This is a genomic window from Nesterenkonia aethiopica (assembly GCF_039534665.1).
Classification (GTDB): domain Bacteria; phylum Actinomycetota; class Actinomycetes; order Actinomycetales; family Micrococcaceae; genus Nesterenkonia; species Nesterenkonia aethiopica.
The window spans coordinates 78,152-97,067 of record NZ_BAAAVT010000007.1; the positions used below are offsets into that span (position 1 = coordinate 78,152).

The window sequence follows — 18,916 nt, forward strand, 5'->3', positions numbered from 1 at the left end:
TCAGGCGAACAGCCTGATCTTGAACACTTTCGTGGCGACGATGGGCGGGATGACCGCGAGCAGCACGAGGATGAGCCCGTAGGCCGCCGCCTGCCCGTTCAGCCCCGTCCCCATGAGCTGGAAGACCTTGATCGTGATGGTCTCCTTGCCGGCCGAATAGACCACCAGCGACGCTGACAGCTCGGCGATGATCGTGGTCCAGGTCAGCACCGTGGCAGCGGCGATTCCCGGCAGCATCAGCGGCAGGACGACATTGATGAAGGAGCGGAAGGGACTGACCCCTAGGCTGATCGAGGCATCTTCCAGGGAGTCCGGGATCGCGTGGAGGGTCGCCGAGGCGCTGCGAATGCCGTGAGGCAGTCGGCGGATCACGAAGACCAGCACGATGATCGCAGCAGTGCCACCGAGGCTCAGGGGACCGCTTCCGGTCCCGAACGCCGTCATCATGCCGATGCCGAGCACCGTCCCCGACATGGCCAGAGGCAACATGACGATGTAGTCCAGGTATGGCGTGAGGAAGTTCTTCTTCTTCACGATGACCACGGAGACGACGACGCTGACCAGCACGGCGATCAGGCAGGCCAGCCCTCCGAACATCATGGTGTTGAAGATCGGCTGCGGCTCCCGGGCGAGCACGGTGGTGACGTTGTCCAGAGAGAATTCGCCCCAGCGCAGGACTGGTCCGCTGCTCGCGGTGAAGGCGATGACGACCACCATCATCAGCGGCAGCGTGGAGGCGATGAGGATCGCTCCGGCGATCGCGGATTGGATCATTCCGTCGAACCCCCGCAGCGAGATGGGAGTCCAGGCGCGCCCCTGCACCATGTCGTACTTCTTGCGACCCACGGTCAGGCGCTGGATGAAGAGGACTGTGGCGACAATGGCGATGGAGACGGTGGCCAGGGTCGACTGCATCATCGGATCCCCTCCGGTCTCCGCGAGGAACACTCGGTAGATCATCGGAGCCAGCAGATCGACCTGCCCCCCGATGATCGTCGACGTTGCGAAGTTTCCGAGCGTCAGAGTGAATACCAGCAACGACGTCGCCGCCACAGCGGGGAAGATGACCGGGATGGTCACTTTGAGTCGCGCCACCAGAGGAGGCGAACCCAAACTCATCGCGGCCTCCTCCAGCTGGGAGTCGAATCCTTGGAACGCCGCCAGCGTGCCCAGATACACATAGGTGTAATAGAGCAGCGGCAGGATCAGGATCAGTCCCGGCCAGCCATACAGAGACGGGGGCTCGACGCCGATTGCGTCCCTCAGGAACCGTGTGAGGAAACCGTTGTTGCCCAGGAACATCAGCCACGCCTGCGTGACGATGACCTCAGGCACCAGGATCGCCGTGAGCGGCAGGACGGCCACAGCAGATTTCAGCCAGAAGGAATGGCGGGCCGTGAAATAGGCGAGGAACACCCCAAGACAGGTGGCGATCAGAGTCACGATCGTGGCCAACAGGAGCGTGTTGCCGACAGTGCGCAGATACACCGGTTCGGAGAAGAAGGTCTCCCAGCCGGCCAGGAGTCCAGCATCGCTGCTGAGAAAGGAGCGGAGGAAGATGCTGGCGATCGGCCAGCCGAGGAACAGGGCCAAGAGTCCGAAGGCCAGTGCCGTGAGTATCACCCAGGGAGAGAACTGCCTCCGGCGCTTCTCCTGGGTGATGCGGAAGGCCCGGGTCTCAGGCCCCGAGCTCGTGAGGGTCTGGACTGCACTCATGAGGCCATCACCAAGGTGTCAGCCGCGGGAAAGAGCACCTGCACTTCATCGCCCGAGGTGAATCCCGGGCTCGCGGACGGCTCGAACGTCTCGACGTGCCCGCCGGACGCCAGCTTCACGCTGTGCTTCTGCACGCGTCCGAGGAACTGCCGCCTGACGACTTCACCGAGCACCGGGGACGTGAGCGGGTCCAAAGGCGCCCCCGCCGCTGAGAGCCTCACGTGCTCTGGTCTCACGATCGCGTACGCGTCGCCGGGCGCCAACTCTGTCTGCCGTCTCCCGCGCAGGGGATGCTCTCCGAGCATCACCGTGACCTGGTCACCAGATTCGCGCAGCGCGTCGTCCGGGACGGTCACCGGGAGGACGTTGGCCGCTCCGATGAAATCTGCCGCGTACGTGGAGAGAGGCTCCCGGTACATCTCGTCGGGCGTTCCGAGCTGCTCGATCCGGCCGGAGCGGAACAGTGCGATCCGATCCGACATCGCCAGAGCCTCTTCCTGATCATGCGTCACGAAGACCGTCGTGATCCCCAGTTCCCGTTGCAGATCTGAGATCGATTCCCGAATCTGGACACGCAGTTTGGCGTCCAGGTTCGACAGTGGCTCGTCCATCAGCAGCACACTGGGGCGGATGACCAGAGCCCGGGCCAGGCTGACTCGCTGGCGCTGGCCTCCCGACAGCGCCCCTGGCAGTCGATTCCCATAGCCCGCCATGCCGACCTGCTCAAGGGCATCGTCGACGAGGCCGGGGATGCGGGTCTTCTCGACCCCCCGGGCCTTGAGCCCATAGGCGACGTTGGTGGTGACCGTCTTGTCGGGAAACAGTGCGTAGTCCTGGAAGACCATGCCGATGTTGCGCCGATAGGTCGGGACATTCGTGACGTCTCGATCGTCGAAGGCGATCATCCCACCGGCAGGTGAGATGAAACCAGCGATGGTACGCAACAGGGTGGTCTTCCCACAGCCGGACGGACCGAGCAATGTGAAGAACTCCCCGTCGTGGATCGTCAGATCCATACCTTCGATGACCCGTGTGTCCCCATACTTCACCGTGAGCTGATCCAGATGAATGGCCGTCATGTGATGCCCCTCCCCGCGCGGGTGCTGTGATTCCTGAACTGTGACCAACGTAACAGCCTCGAGTTGACTTGTAAATACAAGTCTGGTCGGAATGGTGGAGACTTCACGGTCAGATCCGGTCGGCTCGTGGTCGAACATCCGGCATGGAGGATGCCAACGTGACCAACGGTCGGCCCTAGATCGCCACTGACAAGGAACTATTGAATGAACCCGAGAAGCGAGTCAGCCGGTCTAGGAGCAATCATCCCCAACGATCGATGCACAAAGTAATCATCACTAGATGGCGCTACGGGCGGAGTCGATCCCTGCCTCACGGCACCCAGCGGTAGCGGTGCTCGGGCCTCCCGGCCTGCCCGTAGCGCAGAGTCAGCTCGGCGCGCCCCTCAGAGCACAGATGCTCCAGGTACCGGCGAGCGGTGACCCGGGCGATCCCGGTGCTCTCGGAGAGCTCCGCCGCGGAGACGTCCCCTTCAGCGGAGCGCAGCGCCTCCGCCACCCGCTCCGCCGTCGTCGCGGTCAGCCCTTTGGGCATGGACCGTGACGAGGCGCGAGGCCGCAGCATGCCGAACAGCGAGTCCACGTCACTCTGCGTGACCGTGGACATCGCCTCCATCCGCTTCCGCGCGGACGCGTAGCGCTCCACCAGGTCCCGCAGCTGCCGCAGCGGGAACGGCTTGATCAGGTAGTGCAGCGCCCCCAGCGCCATGGCGGTGCGCACCTGGTCCACATCCCGCAGCGCGGAGATGATGACGGCGTCGACGACGCCGACCTCCCGCCTCCAGCCGGGACTGCGCAGCTCCTCCAGCACGGACAGACCCGTCCTGTCCGGCAGGAACAGGTCCAACAGCAGCAGATCGGGCCGGTGGCGACGCACCTCCTCCAGCGCCTCGGCCCCGGTGTGGACCACTCCGACCACGGTGAGCCCGGGCAGCGACTCCACCAGCTCCCGGTGATTGTGAGCCACGCGGACGTCGTCGTCCACGATCAGCACCCGAACCCCGGAGCCCACCGAGGCAGGCGAGCCTCCCACTGCTCCTCCTCGCTGAGTCATGTCTCCGAGCCTTCCTCTCGCGCCTCAGCCTCTCGCGCCTCAGGTCGGCGCACCGGCAGATAGGCGGCGAACGTCGTCTCCTCTTCGGCCTCCACGGCCACCGTGCCGCCACGACGCAGACAGGCCTGACGGACCAGCGCCAGTCCCATACCCCGCTGGCCGTCGTCGCCCTTGGTGGACCGGCCCACATGGAAGATCTCCCGAGCGATCTCCGGGTCCAGGCCGGGCCCGGAATCGATGACACGGACCTCCACCACGTCTCCCGCACCCTCTCCGGCACCGTCCCCGGCACCGGCACCGGCAGCGCCATGCCGGCGCACCATCAACTCCACCCAGCCGTCGGGTCCGGCCGCGTCCATGGCGTTGTCCACCAGGTTGCCCACCACCAGCAGCAGATCGTCGCGGAGATCGGAGGGCTGGTCCTCCGGCAGATGGGAAAGCTCGGAGAGGCTGAACTGCACGCCCCGTTCTGCCGCCTGCACCGACTTGGCCAGCACCAGCGCCGCCACCGTCATATCCCCGATGCGGGCGGCAATCTGAGCATCAGCCCCCGAGGTGGCGGTGGCCAGCTCGGAGAGGTAGTCCCGGGCCCGGTCCACCGCCCCGAGCTCCAGCATTCCGGACACCGTATGGATCCGATTGGCGAACTCGTGCCGCTGGGCGCGCAGCCCGGCGGTGACCGTCCGGGCCCCGTCCAACTGGTCGGTGAGTCGGGTGAGCTCGGTGCGGTCGCGCAGGGTGACGACGACGCCGCCGTCGGCCTCCCGCACCCGCACCGGCCGGCGCGTGCACACCAGGATCCTCCCGTGGGCGCCCAGCAGCAGATCCCCTCCCGGGTCGTCACCGGGGCCGTCACCGGAGAGCACCTGTTCGGCCTCCGCGCTGAGGCCCAGCTGCGCCGGAGTGCGGCCCAGGTGGTCCTCCGGCAGATGCAGCAGCTCCCGAGCCGGCGTGTTGGCCAGCACCACCCGGCGCTGCCGGTCCAGCCCGATGACCCCTTCCCCGATGGCATGGAGCAGCGCCTCTCGCCCATCCAGCAGCGTGGCGATCTCCTTGGGCTCGAGCCCATGGGTGTCGGCCCGCAGCCGGCGGGACAGCAGCCGGGCGCCCACCGCCCCTGCCCCCACGGCGACCAGGGCGACCCCCAGGATCAGCGGCAGGGTCTGCACCGACGCCAACCGGACCTCCGAAGCCAGGATCCCCACCGAGACGTAGCCGATGACCTCCTCGGCGTCGTCGAAGACCGGCACCCGCGCCCGCAGGGTCAGCCCGGCGTGCCCGTGCTCCACACCGGTCCAGGTCTGCCCGGCCAACACCGGCGCCGGGTCCAGGGACGGCCGTTGACCGATGGCCTCCGGGTCCGGGTGGGACTGACGGATGCCGTGACGGTCCGCGATCATGATGTACTCGAAGCCCGTGGCCGCCCGCAGGGTCTCCGCCCACGGGGCGAGGACCTCCGAAGGATCCTCGGTCTCCAGGGCCTCCTGGACAGTGGGCATCACCGCCACGGACTCGGCCATCGTCAGCACGCGTTCCTCATACTGCTGCCGAGCCTCCACGTACTGGACCACGCCCCAGAGCAGGCTGACCACCGTCACGGCGCCCACCAGCAGCGCCATGTTCCACCGGAACAGCCGCCCGGCCAGAGTCACCTCCCGGCGGGGCGCGCGCGTGCGGCTCCGGATCTTCTGGCTCACGGCACCTCCTGGGGGTGACTGCCGCGTCGGCCGGGGCGGCCGACGTCGTGATCACCGATGTGATGACCAATATGACCACTATGGCCTCGGGATGCACAAAACTGTGGGGCCGGTCACATGAGATCCATGCTGTCACACAGGTCACATTCCCGATGCTGATCCTGCCGTACACCCGCATCCAGGAGGACACCATGCTCAGTCTCATCGGCCTGGCGGTGATCGTCACCATGACGACGCTGCTGATCCTCGGGCGCATCGCCCCCATCGTCGGCCTGACCGTCATCCCCGTCACCGGGGCCCTGGTGGCCGGCTACACCTTCACCGAGATCGGCGACTTCTTCGGCGATGGTCTCAGCTCCGTGCTCAATGTCGCCGTGATGCTGGTCTTCGCGATCCTGTTCTTCGCGATCATGAACCAGGCCGGCCTCTTCGACCCACTGGTCCGCCTGACGGTGAAGCTCACCCGCGGCAACGTGGTGGCCATCTGTGTGGGCACCGTGCTGCTCGCCGCCGTCTGCCACCTCGACGGCGCCGGCGCCTCCACCTTCCTGATCGTCATCCCGGCCCTGCTGCCGCTCTACCGCCACCTGGGCATGAGCCCCTACCTGCTCCTGCTGCTGGCCGCGATGAGCATGGGCGTGCTGAACATGCTCCCGTGGGGCGGCCCTGTCGGCCGCGCCTCCGCCGTCGTGGGCATCGACCCGGTGGAGCTGTGGCGCGGGCTCATCCCGGTCCAGATCCTCTCGCTGGTGCTGCTGGTCATCGCCGCCGTGCTGCTGGGCCTGCGCGAGCAGCGCCGCATCGCCGCCCGCGGAGGCGCCCCGGTCATCGAGGAGGACGTCCAGGAGGAGAGCTCCTCCGAGGCCGCGGCGGAGACCCGCGTGGAGGAGCGCGAGCTGGCCACGGTCGGCGCCGGCGGCTCGTCCGGGTCCATCGGCACCGCCGACGCCGTCGTCGGCGCCTCGACCGGAGGCCCGTCGGACAGCATCCGCCACGGCACCGGTTCCGCCCGGAACACCCAGGACTTCGCCGGAGACAACGACGACGTCTGGGGCGCCCACGACGACTCCCCGGCCACGCCGCGCTGGCGGATGGCCACCAACGCCGTGCTCGTGCTGGCCATGCTGGCCCTGCTGATCTCGGACATCCTGCCCGCCCCGCTGGCCTTCATGCTGGGCCTCAGCGCCGCCCTGATGGTCAACCATCCCCGGGTCAAGGACCAGATGGAGGCCATCAAGTCCCACGGCGGCAGCGCCGTGGCCACCGGCGCCATCGTGCTGGCCGCCGGCTGCTTCCTGGGCATCATGGAGCACTCCGGGATGCTGGACTCGCTGGCCACCGACGCCGTCGCGATCCTGCCCAGCGCGCTGGTGCCCTACCTGCACCTGATCGTCGGCTTCTTCGGCCTGCCGCTGGAGCTGGTGCTGAGCACCGACGCCCACTACTTCGCCCTGCTGCCGGTGGTGGAAGGCATCTCCACCGAGGCCGGCGTCAGCACGCTCTCTGTGGTCTACGCAGTGCTGGTGGGCAACATCATCGGCACCTTCATCAGCCCGTTCGCCGCCGCCCTGTGGCTGGCCCTGGGCCTGGCCGGCTGCGACATCGGCAAGCACATCCGGTACTCCTTCTTCCCGATGTGGATCTTCTCCGTGGTGGTGCTCGTCCTGGCCCTGGCCCTGGGCCTCATCCCCTGGAGCTAGCGGCCCCAGCCAGCGCTCACGCCTCCGTGCTGAGCGCGACGACCCAGCCGAGGTGGTCTGGAGTTGTGGGTACTCGTCTCGATCGAGTCGAGTTCCCAGAACTCCAGACCACCTCGCGTCTGGGGGAAGGGCCGAATGGGCCTCGGGAGGGCCTCGGGAGGGCGCCGAGCTGCGGTCAGACGCTGATGCGGTCCACCGGCTGGGAGGAGTCCGCGGGGATGTCCAGCGATGACGGCGCCACACCGGCGGCCACCAGCTGGGCCCCCAGCGCGGCGACCATCGCGCCGTTGTCCGTGCAGAGGGAGACCGGCGGGATGCGCAGCTCGATGCCGGCGTCGGCGCAGCGCTGCGCCAGCAGCTCGCGGAGGCGGCGATTGGCGGCCACTCCCCCGCCCAGCAGCAGGGTGGTGATCCCGTGCTCACCGGCGGCGCGCACCGCCTTGGCGGTCAGCACGTCCACCACCGCCTCCTGGAAGCTGGCGGCGATGTCCGCCGTCGGGACAGGGCGCCCGGCGACCTCGAACTGCTCCACCGCCCGGGCCACGGCGGTCTTCAGCCCGGAGAAGGACCAGTCGTGCCGGTGCTTGCCGGGCTGCTCCGCGGTGCCGACGAACTTCGGCAGCGTCAGCCCACGCGGGAATCGGAAGGCCTCCGGGTCGCCCTCGGCGGCGAGTCGGTCGATCTTCGGTCCGCCCGGGTACCCCAGGCCCAGCAGCCGGGCGACCTTGTCATAGGCCTCTCCGGCGGCGTCGTCGATGGTGGAGCCCAGCAGCTCCACGTCCCGGGTCAGCGAGCGGACCCGCAGGATCTCGGTATGGCCGCCGGAGACCAGCAGCGCCCCGGTGCCGGGCGGCAGCTCGGTGACCGCGGCGGGCTGGCCCCCACCTGAGACGCCGGCGGCGGCGGCGTCGGCAGCGTCGTCCAGGAGACCCACCCCGACATGGGCCACCAGGTGGTTGACTCCGTAGAGCGGCTTGTCCGCCGCCAGCGCGAGGCCCTTCGCCGCGGAGAGTCCCACCATCAGGGCCCCGGCCAGACCCGGCCCGGAGGTCACGGCGATCGCGTCGACGTCGTCCAGGGTGACTCCGGCGGTGTCCAGCGCCTGGCGCAGGGTGGGGACGAAGGCCTCCAGATGCGCACGGGCGGCGATCTCCGGGATGACCCCGCCGAAGCGCACATGCTCTTCCACGGAGCTGGAGACGGTGTTGGCCAGCAGCTCGGTGCCGCGGACGATGCCCACACCGGTCTCGTCGCAGGAGGTCTCGATGCCCAGCACCAGCGGGGCGGCGGATGGCGGGCTGGCGGATGCGGTGTGCTCAGTCATCGTGTCCTTCTCGTCAGCGCAGCTGGGAGGCCGAGCTCGGGGCGTTCAGGTCGGTGAGCGGCTTCTGCATGATCAGCGCGTCTGTGCCGTCCGGGTAGTAGCGCCGCCGAGTATGGATATGGGTGAAGCCTTCGCGGGTGTACAGGGCCTGGGCGCCGTCGTTGTCCGCACGGACCTCCAGCAGCACCTGCTCCGCACCCCAGACGGCGGCGGTGTCCACCACCAGCCGCAGCAGCCGGGTGCCGAGCCCGCGGCCCTGCGCCTCCGGTGCGACGGCGATGGTCTGCACATCGGCCAGGGGCAGCACGCACATCATGCCCACATAGCCGAGGAGGCGCTCATCGGTGCGAGGGTCGTCGGCCACCGGTTCGGTGAGCACCCAGTAGCGACGGGTCGCCCGCTCGCCCTGGGTGTGGTCCAGCTCATCGAGGAAGAACTGCTCGGGCCAGGCATCATGTGGGAAGAGCCGCCGCTCCAGCGCCATGACCTCCGGGAGGTCCTCCACCACCATGGGACGCAGCCGGACGGCGGGTTCGTCCGGCACAGCACTCACGTGGTGGCCTTCTTCCGGCGCACCGGGGGCTTCGCGTCCGATTCCCGCAGGTACAGCGGTGCGGGGTCCCGCAGCAGCTGCGGCCGCTCCTCGGCGATCAGCCCCAGCTCGGCGGCGTCGGCGGTCCACGACGCCGCCTCCTCGGGCGCGCCGTCCGGCAGCCTGAGCTGCTCCGGGTAGAGGCTGACCCCCACGCCCACGGCCGGCAGCTCCGGGAGCTCCGCGGCCGGCCCCACCTGCGGGCCCTCGAGGTTCTCCACGGCCCGGTACCGCGCCCAGTACACCTCCCGACGACGGGCGTCGGTCGCCACGAGGAACTCCGAGTCCGTGCTCGCCCCGGCGGCGCTGTGCGCCACGGCGCGGCGGGCCAGGGAGTCGAGACTGCAGATGCCATGCAGGGGGGCGCCCCAGACCTCGGCGAGGCTGTGCGCCAGCACCAGCCCCACCCGCAGTCCGGTGAAGGGCCCCGGCCCCACTCCGACGACGACGGCGTCGAGCTGCGCCCCGGTCACACCCGCCTGTGCCATGACGTCCCGCACCGCGCCGGCCAGGACCTCGGCATGGGTGGTGGTGGCGTCGGTGCGCCAGGAAGCCCGCACCTGGGCGTCATGGACGACGGCGGCGGAGGCGCCGGCGGAGGAGTCGATCGCGAGAAGCACCCCACCATGGTAGCCCTGACCGGGATCTCCCGGCTGCGGGCCGATGAGCCTGCCCCAGCCCGAGGTCAGGGCAGGAGATCACGGCCGGGCTCCGGACTCACAGCACCAGTGCCGCGATGACGCCGCCGAGGAACAGCGGGATGTTGAAGTGCAGGAAGGTCGGCACACAGGTGTCCCAGATGTGGTTGTGCTGGCCGTCCGCGTTGAGCCCGGAGGTCGGGCCGAGCGTGCTGTCCGAGGCGGGCGAGCCGGCGTCGCCGATTCCGGCGGCTGAGCCGATGAGCGCGGCGGTGGCCAGCGGGCTGAAGCCCAGACTCACCGCCAGGGGGACGAAGATCGCAGCCAGCACCGGCACGGTGCCGAAGGAGGTGCCGATGCCCATCGTGACCAGCACGCCGACCACCATCATCAGCACGGCCGCCAGCAGCTGGCTGTCACCGATCCAGGCGGCGGCGGCCTCCACCAGGGTCTCCACCGCACCGGTCTCGGTGAGCACCGCCGCATAGCCGGAGGCCACCAGCATGATGAACGCGATGGTGCCCATCATCGCCACACCGCGGTCGATGATCGGGTCGCCCTGCTTCCAGGACTCCCCGCGCGCCAGGAAGACCACCAGGATCCCGGCCAGCGCGGCGATCACCAGCGAGCCATAGACCAGCTGCAGTACGAGCGTGACCACCAGTCCGAGCAGGACGGCGACGTCGCCCCGACCCCACCGCAGCGCGGGGTTCTCGTCCCCGCTCGAGGCGTCGACGTCGTCGTCGGCCCCACGACCGGCGGACGGGCCGGCGGCCGGGCCGATGCCCGGCATGGCATAGACGCGGGGGCGGCGATAGGTGACCAGCACCGCCACCGCGAGCCCCACCACCATGCCCGCCACCGGGATGGCCATGGCCAGCGGCACCTCCCGCAGGGAGATCTCCACGCCGTGGCGAGTCATCTCCTCGGCCACGATGCCCTGGAAGATGAGACCGAAGCCCAGCGGCACCAGCAGGTACGGCGCCTTGAGCCCGAAGGTCAGGGCCGTGGCGATCGCGCGCCGGTCGAACTGCAGACGGTCGAAGGCCGTCAGCAGCGGCGGGATCAGGATGGGGATGAAGGCGATGTGCACCGGCACCAGGTTCTGCGAGAGGCAGGCCACGCCGGCGATCCCGAACAGGACCATCGCCCGGGGGCCGCGCAGCAGGGGCATGACCCTCCGGATGAGCTTCTCGGCCAGCCCGGAGCGGGCCACCATCACGGCCAGCGTCCCCAGCAGGATATAGCTCAGGGCCGTCTCGCCCTGCCCGCCGAGGCCGCCGACCAACGTGGAGAAGGTGGACTCCAGGGACAGCCCGCCGGCCAGCCCGGCCACCACGGCGGCCAGCAGCAGGGCGATGATGACGTTGACCCGTGCCAGGCTCAGGGCGGCCAGGACCAGCACAGAGAGCACCACTGGGTTCAGGAGTTCGGACACTCTCGACTCACCTCGTTCTCGACGACCGACGTCGCCGGGGTTGCTGCCGGGCACCACCACCGGGGAGGACTGAGACCGCCCCTCCGCGACATTTCATACAGCGGCATGCTTGTCCCATCCATTGAAACTGTGATCCGGGCCATAGGCAAATCGAACGCGGACGACGACGTCACGGGGAACCCTCACGACAACCCGGACAGGCCGAAGCAGGGCTCGGCCGACCATGTCAGACGGGCGGCTCAGACGGGCGCGTCAGACAAGACACGCCAGACGAGCCGCGCCGGGCGAGCGCTTCAGACGGGTGGAGTGGACCAGCGGGGACCGTAGCCGCGCAGCACCGCGCGGCGCGCCCCACCCAGCAGGTCCTGGTCCGTCTCGGAGAAGTCGGTGATGATCTGCGGCTCGGCGGACTCGCCACCCTCAGCCGCGGCCTCCGGGGCGATCAGCTCCAAGTCCACCCAGGAGCCCTCCTCCCCCACCAGGGCATGCTCGGCCAGCCGGCGTCCCCATTCGACCACCGTGACCGACTCCTCCACAGTGGCGGCGATGTCCAGGTCCTCGAAACCGGCGGCATCCGTCCGATACGCGTCCACGTGGACGAGGTCGACGACCTCCCCGTGATGGACCCGGCTCAGCACGAAGGTGGGCGAACTGATCTGCCCCTCGACCCGCAGTCCGTCGGCGAGCGCCTGAGTGAAGGTGGTCTTGCCCGCACCGAGCCCGCCGGTGAGGATCAGCAGATCGCCGGCCCGCAGGCTCTGCGCCAGCACCCGTGCCAGAGCGGCGGTGTCCTGCAGGTCCTCCAGCTCCAGAGTGCGGATCCAGCGATGGCCGGCCACCGGCTCCGGCACCATGTCCGCGCCGCCGGCGCCGCGGCTCATGCCCGGCCCTCCTCCGCCCCGGGGGCGGAGACGGCGTCCGACGTCGACCCGTGACCGGCGGCCAGCTCGGCGGAGTCCACCACCAGGCGCGGCACGCGACCTCCGATCCGGGTGATGATCTCGTAGTTGATGGTCTGCGCGGCCCGGCCCCAGTCAGCGGCCGAGATGCCCGAGTCGCCGCCGAAGAGGACGACGTCGTCGCCCACCTGCACCGGAGTGTCCGGGTCCTCCAGGTCCACCACGAACTGGTCCATGGCCACCCGCCCGGCAGACTGGTAGACCCGGCCAGCGATCTGCACCGGGGCATGCACGGCGATCCGCGGCACCCCGTCCCCGTAGCCCAGCGGGATGAGCGCCAGCGCGGTGGGCCGGTCCACCCGGTGGGTGAGTCCATAGCTGATGCCCTGCCCGGCGGGCACCCGCTTCACGTTCGCCACCGTGGTGCGCAGCTCCATGGCCGGCCGCAGGCCCAGCTCCTCGGCGGTGCGGTCCGCGAAGGGGCTCTGCCCGTAGACCCCCACCCCCACGCGCACCATGTCGAAATGCGCGTCCGGGCGCGAGAAGGCCGCCGGAGTGTTGGCGACATGACGCAGGGAGACGCTGAGCCCGGCCTCCTCGGCGACCTGCAGCGCCTCCCGGTAGACCTCCAGCTGCTCGTCGGTCTCCCGCCGGTCAGGCTCGTCGGCCACGGCCAGGTGGGTGAAGATCCCGACCACGGAGATCAGCCCGCGGTCCTGGTGCTCCGCGGCGCGGGCCACCAGCTGCGGCCAGTCGGCCACGGTGCAGCCGTTGCGGCCCAGGCCGGTGTCGATCTTCAGGTGCACGTTGGCCGGCGTCTGCAGGGAGGAGGCCGCCGCGGCCACCTCGTCGAGCTCCCAGCCGGAGATGCCGACGTCCACGGAGCGCTCGATGGCCTCGGCGAAGTCCGTCTGCGCGGTGTGCAGCCAGGCCAGCACCGGCGCCTCGATCCCCGCGTCCCGCAGCGCGATCGCCTCGGTGACGTGTGCGACTCCGATCCAGTCCGCACCGGCCTCCACGGCGGCGCGGGCAGTGGTGACCGCGCCGTGGCCGTAGCCGTCGGCCTTCACAGCGACCATGACCTTGGCGGGACGGACGTAGGAGGCGATGGTCTCCACGTTGTGGCGGATCGCGGCGGGATCGATGATCGCCGCCCGTTCGCAGCCCTCCGGGAGACCTCGCGACGATGCGGGCACACGGCTCTGCGTGCCGGGGGAGGTACTCATGAGGACCACTCTACGCGGAGCCGCTGACGCTCCGGGGCTCCCCCGCGGGCACGTGAGGCGCGCCCCGAGGCCGCCGCCGGGGCCTACCAGGCGACCTGCCGGGCAACCTGCCGGCCGCTGGCCAGAGCCCTTCCCCAGCAGCCTCCCCGAGGGCTCAGCGCAGCCGGTCGGTCAACCAGCTGCCCCAGCCCACACCGAGGCCGAGCAGGACGATCCACACCACCTGCAGCACCGCGCTCAGCGGCGCCCAGAGCAGGCCGAAGGTCACCAGCGCACCCACCCCGGCGCCGGTGACGCCGGCGGTGACGGCGGTGCCCAGCGGGGAGGTCGCCGAGAGCCAGCGGGAGAACATCCCCAGCGCGGCCCCCAGCAGCCCTCCGACCAGGCTCACCGGCGCCAGCAGGCGCAGGTAGGCGGCGAGGACCAGGAGCGCCTCGTCGCCCGCCACGAAACCGGTCAGAAGGTCCACCGGCACGGCGACGATCACCACCAGGGCGACGGCGGTCAGCGACCCGAGGGCGCAGAAGATCAGACGGGCGAGGGGGCGCACGGGCGGCACGGAGACAGTCATAGCAGGCCCATCTTCGCAGACTCCCGGTCCCCGATGACCCGCGTCACCGGGTCGGGGCGACGGTGGAGAGCAGCTCCCCGGCCCCGAAGGCGCCGCAGGCGTAGGGATCCAGCCGCTTGGCGGCCTCGGCATGCAGCCGCACCCCCAGGGCCGCGGTGCGCCACATGGGCGCCTGCGGATCCACCGCGGCCAAGGCGCCGATGATGCCGGTGAGCACATCCCCGGAGCCCGCGGTGGCCAGGCCGGGGGCATGGACCCGGTGCACCACCGTGGGGCCCTGCGGCGCGGCGATGATCGTGGAGGGCCCCTTGAGCAGCACGGTGACGTTGAGTCGGGCCGCCAACTGCTCCACGGCGGTGGCAGGATCCCGGTCCAACACCTCCCGCAGGTCCTCATGGCCGGTGTTGGTCATCACCCGGCGCAGCTCCCCGTAGTGCGGAGTGAGCAGCACGTTCGGGCCGAGATCCTCGTCTGCGAAGTACTCGTCGTCGAGGTTGGCCAGGGCCGACGCGTCGATCACGCACGGGTGCTCCGTGCCGGCCCACTCCACGGCGCGTCCCATCGCGGCGATCTGGAAGACGTCACGGGAGATGCCGGGGCCGATGGCCGCCGCCGTCGCCCGCTCCAGCACGGCGGTGGACTTCCCGGAGGTGGTCACCACCTCCGGCATCATGATGCTCAGGCGTTCCCGGACCTCCTCCGGGGCCTGCAGGGTGACCATGCCGACGCCGGAGGTCACCGCCGCCGTCGCGGTCAGCTGCGCCGCCCCGGGGAACTGCACCGAGCCGGCGATGACATGCAGCACCCCGCGGGAGTACTTGTGATCGCGCGCCGAGACCCGCGGCCGGCTCAACGGGGCCGGTGTGTCGGCCGCATCCGGCGTGGTCGCCCGGAGCCGCTCGTCGCCCACCAGCCAGCGGGCCGGCGTCGGCAGGGTGGCGCCCAGTCCGATGTCCACCGCCCGGATCTCGCCGGCGGCGTGGGAGCCCTCGCCCAGCGCCAGGCCGGACTTGATGCCCCCGAAGGTGACCGTCACGTCCGCGTCGATCACGTCGCCGGCGACCGCCCCGGTCTCCACGTCCACCCCGGAGGGGATGTCGCAGGCGATCACCTGGGTGGACTCATCGGCCAGCACCTCGTCCAGCCCCGGGATGCGCGGCATCTCGAAGCCTACCCGGGAGCCGGTGCCGATGATCGCGTCGATCAGCGCATCGGTGTCAGTGTCCACCACGTCCACGAGGCGACCGCCGGCGGCCAGGAAGGCGCGGGTCCCGGCCTCATGGGCGCGGTCCCGCATCATCACCGCATGGGTCTCCACTCCGCGGCGGCGCAGCATCGCCAGGGCATAGAGGCCGTCACCGCCGTTGTTTCCGGAGCCGATGAGCCCGGTGACCTTCGCCCCGTACACTGACCCGCGGACGGCGCGGAGCCTCTCCAGCACGGCCTGGGCCAACCCGTAGGCGGCCCGCCGCATCAGCGTCTCCCGGTGGCCGGCCTCCAGCAGCGGGGCCTCCGCCTGGCGGATCTGCCGCCCCGTGTAGAGCGGGATCAGCGGGATGCATGACGGTGCGCCCATCGGTCAGTCCTTCCCTTCGGCGACCACCATGGCGGTGGCGACGTCGCCGTCGTGCGACAGCGAGAGATGCCAGCGGGCGACGCCCCGGGCCGCCGCGACGTCGGCCACCGTGCCGGTGACCTCCACCTGCGGGGCGCCCAGCGGGTCCAGCACCACCTGGCAGTCCTGCCAGTTCATGCCGGCCGGGGCGCCGAGCGCCTTGGCCACGGCCTCTTTGGCGGCGAAGCGGGCGGCCAACGACCGGACGTTCAGCTCCCGCTCCGCCGGGACGAACAGCCTCTCCCGCAGGGCGGGGGCCTTCGTCAGCTGCTGGGCGAATCGCGTCACGAGCACGACGTCGACGCCGATCCCGATGATCACGACGACACCTCCTTCAGCAGTCCACTCACCAGGTCATTCCGCTGGCCGTTCCGGGCTCCGCACGGCAGCTGGTCACTCCACCGTGACGGACTTGGCCAGGTTGCGCGGCTGGTCCACGTCGTAGCCCTTCTCGCTGGCCAGGGCGCAGGCGAAGATCTGCAGCGGCACTGTGGTCAGCAGCGGCATCAGCAGCGGCTGGGTCTCCGGCACGTGGAAGACGGCCTCGGAGAACTCCTTGACGGCCTCGTCACCGGACTCCGCCACGGTGATGGTCTTCGCACCGCGCGCGCGGACCTCCTGGATGTTGGAGACCACCTTCGAGTGCAGCGAGTCGCGGCCGCGCGGGGACGGGACGACCACGAACACCGGCTGCCCCTCATCGATCAGCGCGATGGGACCGTGCTTGAGCTCGCCGGCGGCGAAGCCCTCCGCGTGGATGTAGGCCAGCTCCTTGAGCTTGAGCGCGCCCTCCATGGCCACCGGGTAGCCGACGTGGCGGCCCAGGAACAGCACCGAGGGGGTGTCGGCCATGTCGCGGGCCAGCTGCTTGATCTGCTCCGAATTGTCCAGGATCTCCTGGATCTTGGCGGGGATCTTGTGCAGATCGGCCAGGATGTCGGTGATCTGGCCCTGGAAGAGCTGACCACGCAGCTGCGCCAGGTACAGGCCCAGCAGGTAGGCGGCGGCGATCATCGCCAGGAACGCCTTGGTGGAGGCCACCGCGATCTCCGGACCGGCGTGCAGGTACAGCACCGCGTCGGACTCCCGCGGGATGGTGGCCCCGTTGGTGTTGCAGATGGACAGGGTCCGCGCGCCCTGCTCCTTGGCGTAGCGGACGGCCATGAGAGTGTCCATGGTCTCCCCGGACTGGGAGATGGAGACCACCAGGGTGGTCTCGTCGATGATGGGGTCCCGATAGCGGAATTCGTGGGCGAGCTCCACCTCCACCGGGATGCGGCACCAGTGTTCGATCGCGTACTTGGCCACGGTGCCGGCGTAGGCGGCCGTGCCGCAGGCCAGCACGATGATCTTCTGGACGTCCTTGAGTTCCTCCGGGTCGATCCGCAGCTCGTCCAGGGCGAGCCGGCCCTCGGCGTCGGTGCGGCCCAGCAGCGTGTCCTCCACGGCCTTGGGCTGCTCGTTGATCTCCTTCTCCATGAAGGTGTCGAAGCCGCCCTTCTCGGCGGCGGCCGCATCCCAGTCCACGGTGAAGCGCTTGCCCTCGGCGGGGGTGCCGTCGAAGCCGATGATGGCGACGTCGTCATGGGTGATGGTCACGATCTGGTCCTGCTCGAGCTCGACGGCCTCACGGGTGAAGTCGATGAAGCCGGAGACGTCGGAGCCCAGGAAGTTCTCGCCCTCGCCCAGCCCGACCACCAACGGGGAGTTGCGGCGGGCCGCCACCACACGGTCCGGCTGGTCCACGTGGACCGCCAACAGGGTGAACGCGCCCTCCAGCTCCTGGCAGGCCAGACGCATCGCCTCGGTCAGGTCGCCCGCGGCGTCGTCGGCGAAGTGCCGACCGATCAGCTGCGCCGCGACCTCGGTGTCGGTCTGGGACTCGAAGACGCACCCCTCGGCGAGCAGCCGCTCCTTGAGCTCCGCGAAGTTCTCGATGATGCCGTTGTGGATCACCGCCAGCCGGCCGCCGTCGCCCAGATGCGGGTGGGCGTTCTGGTCGGTCGGACCGCCGTGGGTGGCCCACCGGGTGTGCCCGATGCCCACCGTGGCGGGCGCGACCGGCGAAGTCTCGATCTCCGCGACGAGGTTGGCCAGCTTGCCGGCCTTCTTCCTCGACTCGACGACCCCTCCGGAGACGGTGGCGACGCCGGCGGAGTCGTACCCGCGGTACTCCAGGCGGCGAAGCCCCTCGAGGAGCACGTCGAGTGCGTTGTGTTCTGCAGTCTTCTCAGGCAGGCCGATGTAGCCGACGATTCCACACATGCGACATAGCGTATCGTGTTCACGTGTCACCGCACCCTGATGAACACCCGCGCCCGGCGGCCGCCATCCCGAGCGAGCCCCACCCCACCGGCCCCATCCCGGCGGAGGTCGCGGGCACCGCGCCGTGGGCGGGATCACCTCCGCTGGCCTCTGACGCCTCTGACCACTACTCCCCGTTCGTGGAGCTCGACCGCCGCGCCTGGTCCCGGCTGGCCGACACCATCGAGCAGCCGCTGAACCAGGAGGACGTGGACCGGCTCCGCGGCATCGGTGAGCACCTCTCGCTGGACGAGGTCGCCCAGATCTACCTGCCCCTGTCACGTCTGCTGTCCATCTATGTGGAGTCGGCCGCCCACCTGCGCGCCGCGACCAACGACTTTCTGGGCGGCAACGCCCGCCGCACCCCGTTCGTCATCGGCGTGGCCGGCTCGGTGGCGGTCGGCAAATCCACCACCGCCCGCGTGCTGCAGGAGATGCTGCGCCGCTGGCCCTCCACGCCCCGGGTGGAGCTGGTCACCACCGACGGCTTCCTGTATCCGAATGCGGAACTGCGCCGCCGCGGCCTCATGGAGCGCAAGGGCTTCCCGGAGGCCTACGACCGCCGCGCCCTGCTGCGCATGGTCTCCGAGGTGAAGTCGGGCAAGCCCGAAGTCCGCGCTCCCTGGTACTCCCACCTGTACTACGACATCGTGCCGGACAAGGAGGTCGTGATCCGCCGTCCGGACGTGCTGATCGTGGAGGGCCTCAACGTGCTGCAGCCCGCCCGGGTCCGTGCGGACGGCACCACCGGGCTGGCGCTGAGCGACTTCTTCGACTTCTCCATCTATGTGGATGCGAATCCGCGCCACATCGAGCAGTGGTATGTGGACCGGTTCATGCGGTGGCGCACCGGGGCGTTCGCGAATCCGGAGAGCTACTTCCACCAGTACTCGTTCCTCTCCGACGACGAGGCGGTGCAGCGCGCCACCGACATCTGGCACCGGATCAACGGCCCCAACCTGCGCGAGAACATCCAGCCCACCCGTTCCCGGGCCCGGCTGGTGATGAGCAAGGACCGCGACCACTCGGTGTCCCGGGTTCTGCTGAGAAAGGTGTGAACTTCTCC

16 protein-coding genes are annotated in these 18,916 nt (G+C 69.8%); 2 read left to right on the plus strand and 14 right to left on the minus strand.

Annotated features, from left to right (window positions below):
- The 4 genes from ABD658_RS06615 to ABD658_RS06630 form a co-directional block, all read right to left on the minus strand.
- On the minus strand, nt 1-1,716 hold the full coding sequence (locus tag ABD658_RS06615) for an ABC transporter permease (protein WP_344683949.1): 1,716 nt from the start codon (nt 1,714-1,716) through the stop codon (nt 1-3).
- Entirely contained in the window at nt 1,713-2,795 is a 1,083-nt protein-coding gene (locus tag ABD658_RS06620; protein ID WP_344744129.1) for an ABC transporter ATP-binding protein, read from the minus strand. Before ABD658_RS06620 ends, ABD658_RS06615 begins: the two co-directional genes overlap by 4 nt.
- 310 nt (nt 2,796-3,105) lie before the next feature.
- Nucleotides 3,106-3,846: a response regulator gene (locus ABD658_RS06625; RefSeq protein WP_344683947.1), complete on the minus strand. Its 741-nt coding sequence runs from the start codon at nt 3,844-3,846 to the stop codon at nt 3,106-3,108.
- Entirely contained in the window at nt 3,843-5,543 is a 1,701-nt protein-coding gene (locus ABD658_RS06630; protein ID WP_344683945.1) for an ATP-binding protein, read from the minus strand. The genes ABD658_RS06625 and ABD658_RS06630 overlap by 4 nt, the downstream gene beginning before the upstream one ends.
- A gap of 152 nt (nt 5,544-5,695) precedes the next feature.
- Between ABD658_RS06630 and ABD658_RS06635 the strand changes: the two genes are divergently transcribed.
- A complete protein-coding gene (locus ABD658_RS06635) occupies nt 5,696-7,243 on the plus strand; it encodes a CitMHS family transporter (RefSeq protein WP_344683943.1) in 1,548 nt (515 codons plus the stop codon).
- Between the two features lie 175 nt (nt 7,244-7,418).
- On the opposite strand, the gene tsaD is transcribed toward ABD658_RS06635, so the two are convergent.
- The 10 genes from tsaD to glmS form a co-directional block, all read right to left on the minus strand.
- The gene (gene tsaD, locus ABD658_RS06640; protein WP_344683941.1) at nt 7,419-8,567 is read right to left on the minus strand and encodes a tRNA (adenosine(37)-N6)-threonylcarbamoyltransferase complex transferase subunit TsaD; all 1,149 of its coding nucleotides are present in this window, start codon (nt 8,565-8,567) and stop codon (nt 7,419-7,421) included.
- A gap of 13 nt (nt 8,568-8,580) precedes the next feature.
- Entirely contained in the window at nt 8,581-9,120 is a 540-nt protein-coding gene (gene rimI, locus ABD658_RS06645; protein WP_344683938.1) for a ribosomal protein S18-alanine N-acetyltransferase, read from the minus strand.
- On the minus strand, nt 9,117-9,779 hold the full coding sequence (gene tsaB, locus ABD658_RS06650) for a tRNA (adenosine(37)-N6)-threonylcarbamoyltransferase complex dimerization subunit type 1 TsaB (RefSeq protein WP_344683936.1): 663 nt from the start codon (nt 9,777-9,779) through the stop codon (nt 9,117-9,119). Before tsaB ends, rimI begins: the two co-directional genes overlap by 4 nt.
- Nucleotides 9,780-9,876: 97 nt before the next feature.
- Nucleotides 9,877-11,235 carry a Na+/H+ antiporter family protein gene (locus tag ABD658_RS06655; protein ID WP_070159414.1) on the minus strand — a complete coding sequence of 453 codons (1,359 nt, stop codon included), beginning with the start codon at nt 11,233-11,235 and terminating at the stop codon, nt 9,877-9,879.
- A gap of 293 nt (nt 11,236-11,528) precedes the next feature.
- Nucleotides 11,529-12,116 carry a tRNA (adenosine(37)-N6)-threonylcarbamoyltransferase complex ATPase subunit type 1 TsaE gene (tsaE, locus tag ABD658_RS06660; RefSeq protein ID WP_344683933.1) on the minus strand — a complete coding sequence of 196 codons (588 nt, stop codon included), beginning with the start codon at nt 12,114-12,116 and terminating at the stop codon, nt 11,529-11,531.
- Nucleotides 12,113-13,360, minus strand: coding sequence for an alanine racemase (gene alr, locus ABD658_RS06665; protein ID WP_070159412.1), 1,248 nt, complete (start codon nt 13,358-13,360; stop codon nt 12,113-12,115). The genes tsaE and alr overlap by 4 nt, the downstream gene beginning before the upstream one ends.
- Nucleotides 13,361-13,514: 154 nt before the next feature.
- On the minus strand, nt 13,515-13,931 hold the full coding sequence (locus ABD658_RS06670; RefSeq protein ID WP_070159411.1) for a hypothetical protein: 417 nt from the start codon (nt 13,929-13,931) through the stop codon (nt 13,515-13,517).
- Nucleotides 13,932-13,974: 43 nt separating this feature from the next.
- A complete protein-coding gene (locus ABD658_RS06675) occupies nt 13,975-15,507 on the minus strand; it encodes an NAD(P)H-hydrate dehydratase (protein ID WP_344683929.1) in 1,533 nt (510 codons plus the stop codon).
- Nucleotides 15,508-15,510: 3 nt separating this feature from the next.
- Complete coding sequence (locus ABD658_RS06680; RefSeq protein ID WP_085437408.1) at nt 15,511-15,867, minus strand: holo-ACP synthase; 357 nt, start codon at nt 15,865-15,867, stop codon at nt 15,511-15,513.
- 72 nt (nt 15,868-15,939) lie between these two features.
- Nucleotides 15,940-17,811 carry a glutamine--fructose-6-phosphate transaminase (isomerizing) gene (gene glmS, locus ABD658_RS06685; RefSeq protein WP_070159406.1) on the minus strand — a complete coding sequence of 624 codons (1,872 nt, stop codon included), beginning with the start codon at nt 17,809-17,811 and terminating at the stop codon, nt 15,940-15,942.
- Between the two features lie 143 nt (nt 17,812-17,954).
- Between glmS and coaA the strand changes: the two genes are divergently transcribed.
- Nucleotides 17,955-18,908, plus strand: a complete 954-nt coding sequence (gene coaA / locus ABD658_RS06690; protein ID WP_070159437.1) for a type I pantothenate kinase — start codon at nt 17,955-17,957, stop codon at nt 18,906-18,908.
- The last annotated feature ends 8 nt before the right edge of the window (nt 18,909-18,916 follow it).